Annotated in this window: 5 protein-coding genes; all 5 read right to left on the bottom strand. The window is 70.9% G+C overall.

What is annotated here, in order from left to right; all coding sequences use genetic code 11:
* The coding region (locus I7S92_RS21025; protein WP_197647466.1) for a phage tail protein at positions 1-1,963 on the bottom strand (1,963 nt) is incomplete at its 3' end.
* Between the two features lie 47 nt (positions 1,964-2,010).
* Positions 2,011-2,424, bottom strand: a complete 414-nt coding sequence (locus tag I7S92_RS21020) for a DUF6950 family protein (RefSeq protein WP_197647465.1) — start codon at positions 2,422-2,424, stop codon at positions 2,011-2,013.
* On the bottom strand, positions 2,421-2,981 hold the full coding sequence (locus tag I7S92_RS21015; protein ID WP_197647464.1) for a hypothetical protein: 561 nt from the start codon (positions 2,979-2,981) through the stop codon (positions 2,421-2,423). Before I7S92_RS21015 ends, I7S92_RS21020 begins: the two co-directional genes overlap by 4 nt.
* Positions 2,978-3,580: a hypothetical protein gene (locus I7S92_RS21010; protein ID WP_206761146.1), complete on the bottom strand. Its 603-nt coding sequence runs from the start codon at positions 3,578-3,580 to the stop codon at positions 2,978-2,980. The genes I7S92_RS21015 and I7S92_RS21010 overlap by 4 nt, the downstream gene beginning before the upstream one ends.
* 15 nt (positions 3,581-3,595) lie before the next feature.
* Positions 3,596-6,067, bottom strand: coding sequence for a phage tail tape measure C-terminal domain-containing protein (locus tag I7S92_RS21005; protein WP_197647463.1), 2,472 nt, complete (start codon positions 6,065-6,067; stop codon positions 3,596-3,598).
* Between the last annotated feature and the right edge of the window lie 25 nt (positions 6,068-6,092).

Genomic DNA, 6,092 nt, shown 5'->3' with positions numbered 1-6,092 from the left:
CGGAGCCTGCCACCTCGTCCATGCTGGTCGAGGTGGCCCAGGTCGCGGTCGTGGCGGCGGAATGCCGGATCACGATCCGCCCGCCGATCCGCACGTCGAGATCGGCCGAGGGCGACCATTTCAGGATCGCCAGCCCGCCCGCGGTCTGGATCGTCAGATTTTCGAGGGCAGCGGGTGGGGCGGTCAGCCCGAGGATCTCGATCTCGGCGTTGACATAACCCGAGGAGACCCCGATCACCGAGAGCGACTTCACCGCCACCTCCCAGCGGCCGGGCTTCACGTCGCGGATCTCCCAGGAGGGCTGGTCGGTGCGGCCAAGGGTGATCCAGTCTTCCCCGGTCGGCGCGCCGTTGACATCCTGCAGCCGCCGCGCCCGGACCTGATACTCGCGCACGAAGTCGGAGGGGGCTTCGACCCATGTGGCGCGGATCAGCGTCCGTACCCCGGTGCCGCCCCGGGTCTCATACATCTCCTCGGCAAGATGCGGCGTGCCGGGTGCCGGCACATCACCCGGTCCCGGCAGGCTGGTGCGTGGGGCCGCGGCATAGATCGCCTCTTCCGAGGCCGACCAGTCATAAACCAGGGGCGAAGTCTCGCGCAGGACCAGTTCCGGCAGGAGAAGCGCGCCATCGCCAGAGGCGCTGAGGTCAAGACTCACCCCCTGGACTTCGAAGGGCTTGGCGGCAAAGCCCCAGCGGGCATAGGAGAGCATCACGGTCTCGCCGACCCCGGCGCGCCAGGCGGCGAGCTTGCCCGAGAGCTTCACCGTCATCTGGCGCCGGGCCCGCTCGAGTTCGATCTTCGCCAGGCGCTGTGCCATGGCGGCCGAGATGGTGAAGGGAAGCGAGAGGTCGCGCCATTTCCGCTCGCCACCATCCTCGGCGAGATAGATGTCACTCATGTAGGCCGGGAAGTCGTCGGGCTGCCAGTCGTTCTCCGGGCTCACGAACTGGCCGCGCACGGCGTTGAAGTTCTCCGACTGGCTGACGCGGGTGGCGAGCACCAGTCCGCCCGCGCGGACATCATCGGCACCGAGCGTGATCTCGGGCAGCCGGTACGCCCCGGCATGGATGCGCCAGGTGCCGCCCTGCACCGCCGCCCGCCCGGCCATGGCGGAGAGGAGACCCTCGATGATCGCCTTCGGGGGCTCGGACAGCGAGACGACGCCATTGCAGCTGTAACGCCGCTCGGAACCCCCGGAGGCGAGCGGCACCGTCTCGTCGCAGATGTTCGCGGCCTCCATCAGGCTTGCAGCCTCGACCCCGTCGGCGGCACCGATCCCCGCCCCGATGCCGAAGGTGGCATGGGCGAGATAGTCGGCGAGGCAGAGCGCCGGGTTCTCCGAATAGCCGCGGGTTCCCGTCCGCGGATCGAGGATGTCATCCTTGCCCTCGATGTCGACGGTGATGTTCGGGATCCCGCCCGGGAAGGCATCCGGATCATAGGTGAGCCGCAGATAGAGTGCGGCGCAGCCCGCCAGCCGATGCGCCGCGGTCCATTTGTCCGGGACATTTTCCATGAGGCTGGCGAACGCTGCCTGATCCTCGGCCCCGAGGCGCTTCTCCACCGTGATCTTGCCCGCCCAGCGGCCTTGCACGAGGCCGCCCGCGCTGACGGCCATCTCGCCGTCGAACCAGATCGCCCCGATCGATCTGACCCGATGCGCGGCGAGCACGACCACCAGGTGCAGATACTGGTCCTTCGCCCCCGAGGCATGCAGGAAGGTGATGACGCCGCCCTTCCGCGCCCGGCCATAGACCAGATCCCGCGGCACCACCGGCTCGCGCACCGTCACGCTCCTGGCCTGCAGCGCCACCTTCGGCTTCGGCATCAGCGCCTGGGAGGCATAGGACAGGAGAAGCGTGCCGCCGAGCCGCACCAGCGCAGCACCAATGCCGCCCGCGGCCAGGACACCGGAGATCGCCCCGGCAATCGCCGTGACGGCAGAGACGATGAAGGGCATCGGGGTGGGTTTCCGGTGGGAAGAGGTGGTGGGTGCGTTGCGTTGGGTCAGACGCGCCAGGCCAGCGCGCAGGCCGATATCGGCAGACTGACAAGCCCCTCGGGCGCCATGCCGACGGCCCGGGCCCCGAGACAGACGCCGAAGCCGGTGCCACCTTTGGCGAGGACCAGATCGCCGCGCTGCACGAGGTGGACGGAGGCCAGTGGCGGACCGAGGAGGGCCCGGCCCATCTCCTCGAGTGTGTCCCAGCCAAGGCGGCGCATCACCCGCAGCCCGCCGCGCGCGGTGCGGTAGCGTCCGCGCCAGAGGGCCGCGACATCGGTGCCGCCGGTCAGAAGCTGCCGGGTTTCGAAGGCAAAGATCGGGCAGTCATTCTGGCTCCAGGCAAAGGGACGTGCCTGTGCAGCCGCGACCGCCTCAGCCAGATGGCGTTCCCAATGCTCGATCCGTGCCCCCCTCATCCCCGCCCCCAGGTCACTTCCCGATCCTGGATCGCAGCCACATATTCGAACCCGAGATCGCCGGGATGGAGCGCCTGCTGGCTCTCATGGGTGTAGCGCCAGCTTCTGGGCGTGTTGAGGTCGATCAGGCGGGACTCGTAGCTGATGGTGATCCGGCAGGTCTCCGCATCATCGGTGATTTCGGGCACATCGAGGCGCCCGGCGAAGGCGAGCACGGGATCGGCGAGGATCTGGCCCTCCAGCGTCAGGAGCCCGAGCCAGACCCGACCCGGCAGGCCCTGCCGCGCCTCGGCGATCGCCAGCTGCACCAGGTGCGGCGGGATGCCGGAGAGCGAGACCGAGGTGCCGCCCGCCACCACCTCGGAGGTTTCCTCGATGGAGCCGAGGCCCAGAAGCGCGCCCGCGCCCGACCAGCTTTCCCCGGCCCAGCCGATCTCGCCGAGGCCCGACCAGAGCCGCAGCGGCCCGGAGGCGAAGTGGCCCTCGAAGAGGATCACCGGGCGCAGATCGCGCGCGGCGAGGGCGGCGGCAAAGTCGGGGTTGAGATCACGGCTCATAAGGCCTCCCGGGCAGCAAGGGTGAAGAGGAACGTGTCCGCCCGGCCGATCCGGGTCGGGACCGGCGCGGTCAGGCGCAGGACCACGGCCGGGGCGGCGATCTCAAGGGGCGTGCCATCCTCGGGCGGGGTCCGGAGCCGCGGCACGAAGGCGAGCCTGGCCATGCCCGCCTCGTCGGTGACGACATCCGCCGTCAGCTGATGGAGCCGGGTCTCGGCGCCGGAGCCCAGAGAGAAGAAGTCCCCGGCAAAGAGGGGCGTGGCGAAGGGCGGCCATCCGGCGGTGATGAGCTGGTTGCCGCTCTGGAACCCGCCCGCGACCTGGGGCGCGAGCGTGCTTCCCGCCTGCCGGATCGTCGGATCGCGGAACAGGAACCGCCCGCGCGGGCCGCCGAGGGCGGTGAGGAAGGCCGAGAGGCGGCGGCCGTCGCGGCCGGTGGTGCGCGCCATCTCGATCGCATAATCCCACCATTCCCCGCCCCAGTCCTGGACCTCCTCGGTCCCGGTGAAGGGCGAGGCCGCCACGGCCGTGGCGGTGACGAGGCGACGCTCCAGCGTCTGCACCAGCGTCAGCGGCAGTTCGGGGATCACGTCAGGCATGAGAATTGGCCTTCATCAGAGGGCGTGGCCGCGCCGCCGCCCATCGGCAACGCTGGCGCGGGCCAGCCGCGCAATTTCCGGGATCGCGGCGCGCAGCTTCGCATCGATCTGTTCCGCGACACCCGCCTGCGCGCCGCGCGCATCGATGCTGATCGTGACGCCGCCCGCAGCAGCCCGCCCCATGCCGCTGGCAACTTCTGCCCGCGACAGCACCCGCTCGCCGCGCTGCAGGATGGCGGGCACCTCGTCGGGCCGAAGCCCGGCCCAACCGCCGGAATGCATCCGGGGCGCACCGGCGAAGGCGATCGCGGGCACCATCCGCCGAGGACCGGGGCCCCCGACCATGCCGCCCGCATGCTTCACCGGGGCGAAGATCCCGCCGAGGCCTGTCGAGAGCCAGTCCGCCAGGGGGCCGAGGACGGAAGTCCGGAAGGTCAGCGTCGCCAGATCGGCGAGGATCGAGGAGACGAGCCCCTTGAAGTCGAACTTGCCGGTGGTGACGAAGGTCCGGAAGGCGGTCTCGGCCGAGGTGAAGGCCGAGACCAGCGTCTCGCCGAGGCCTTGGCCCCAGTCCATCGCGCCCTTGGCATAGTCCGCCAGGGTCTTGGTGACGGCCTGCCAGCCGGTTGCCGCCTCTTCCGCTGCCTTCTTCGCCGCCGCACCCTCGCCCCCGGCCGCGCCGCCTGCCTCGTCGAATCCATCCGCAAGTGCGTCCGCCGCCTCCGCCGCGCCGTCGAGCGCCGCTTCGCCCTCGCTGCCCGCGCCGGTCATCGCGTCCTTCAGCGCCTGCCAGCTGGCCAGCGGCCGACCCGCGGCATCGGCGAGCATGGCCGCCGCCTCACGATAACCCGCCGCTGTGGCGCGGGCGTCGCCGGCCATCGCGCCGAGGCCGAGATCGGGCGGCTCCAGATAGGTCTGGGCCAGTGCCGTGGAGAAGGCCTCCGCCGCAGCGGTCCCCGCGGCCGTTGCCGCGCCCTCGAACGGGTTGCCGATCCGGCCGAGTTCCACCGGGTCGAGGATGCCGATCCGCACCCCACCTTCGCCTGTCGCCCACTCCGGCAGGAGGGCGAGGGCCGCGTTCAGCCCCTCGATGAAGCCGTTGATGCGGGTGACGACGCCGTTCAGCATCGCCTCGACGCCGGAGATCAGACCGTTCGCGGCCTGGAAGGCGAAGTCGCCGATCGCCCCGGGCAGGCTGCCCCAGATCGCCACCGCCGCGTCATAGGCGCCCTGGAAGATCGCCGCCGTCCGGTCGCCGAAGCTGACGACACCGGCGATGCTGCCCTCCATGGCCGTGATGCCTGCCGCCTTCAGCCCCTCCCAACCTGCCGCCATCCGCGCGAAGGCCGTATCCAGCGACAGGCCGATGCGCGACCAGACCTCCCGCGCCAGATCGCCGAGAAGCCGAAAGGCCTCGCCGACACCGCCGACCCGGGCGACCAGCTGCGAGAACTGGTAGACGAGCTCCCCCGCGCCGACGATCAGCGCCCCGATGCCGGTGCGGATGAGGGCCCCTCGCAGGAAGACGAGAGCCGTGGCAAGGCCGCGGACGGAAAGCGCCGCCGCCGCGACGCCGACAACCCAGCGTCCCGCTATCACCGCGGCGAAGGTCGCAGCATAGGTCGCCAGGCGGCCGAGATTGCCGACCAGTGCATCGATCGCGGTCCGCAGAATGCCGCTGTCCGAGGCGAGCGCGACGAAGGCCTTGGCCAGCGCCTCGACGGTCGGGGCAACGGCAACCGCAATGCGATTGCGGAGGCCCTCGAAGACCAGCGACACCGTGCCCAGTGCGGCTTGCGTGCGCCGCAGCGCCTCCAGCGCATCGCCGTCCAGAACCGCGCCGAGGCCCGCCGCCTGGTCGCCCAGCCGCGCCATCTCGGCCCCGCCACTCCGCAGAAGCGGCAGGAGGCGCGTTGCATCCGAGGCCATCGCCTCGAGATGGAAGGTCATCTCCTGCTGGCTCAGGCCCGCGCGTTCCAGCGTGTCGACGTAAAGCTGCAGCGCCTCGGGGCCGGAAAGCCGCGCGAACTGGTCGGCGGTGACGCCCACCCGCGGCGCGACGGTCTCGAAGAAGTCCTTCATCGGCCCGCCGCCGGTCTGCAGGAAATCCCCGACCCGGTCGTTCACGTCCTTCAGGATATCGGCAAGCTTCTCCTGCTCGATCCCGACCGTCCGCGCGCCAGCGGACCAGCGCTGCAGCGCCTCCGGCGTGGCATTGGCGACCTGCGCGAACTGCCGGATCTGCGCCGCGCTCTCGGCCGTGGAGCGGACGATCAGCCCCAGCGAGGCCGTGGCGGCGGCAGCGGCAGCGCCGAGAGCCAGACCCGCGCGACGGGCGAAGCCGGCCAACCGGGTGTTCGCCAGTTCCATCTCGCGGCTGAGGCGGCCGAAGCCCTTCGCCCCGGCCTCGCCGACACCTTCCAGTTCGGCCCGCACCTGGCGGCCGCCCACGGCGGCAAGCCGGACGGAGACACGCTTTTCTGCCATGGGATCGGGACTCCGGTTCAGGATG

The organism is Tabrizicola soli, from assembly GCF_015999335.1.
Classification (GTDB): domain Bacteria; phylum Pseudomonadota; class Alphaproteobacteria; order Rhodobacterales; family Rhodobacteraceae; genus Tabrizicola; species Tabrizicola soli.
Note: the sequence above shows the minus strand (reverse complement) of the source record. Positions and strands in the feature narration are given on the sequence as shown.

Coding starts and splice junctions, on each gene's coding strand:
- I7S92_RS21020 (WP_197647465.1), bottom strand. CDS start 2,424: ATGAGGGGGGCACGGATCGAGCATTGGGAACGCCATCTGGCTGAGGCG.
- I7S92_RS21015 (WP_197647464.1), bottom strand. CDS start 2,981: ATGAGCCGTGATCTCAACCCCGACTTTGCCGCCGCCCTCGCCGCGCGC.
- I7S92_RS21010 (WP_206761146.1), bottom strand. CDS start 3,580: ATGCCTGACGTGATCCCCGAACTGCCGCTGACGCTGGTGCAGACGCTG.
- I7S92_RS21005 (WP_197647463.1), bottom strand. CDS start 6,067: ATGGCAGAAAAGCGTGTCTCCGTCCGGCTTGCCGCCGTGGGCGGCCGC.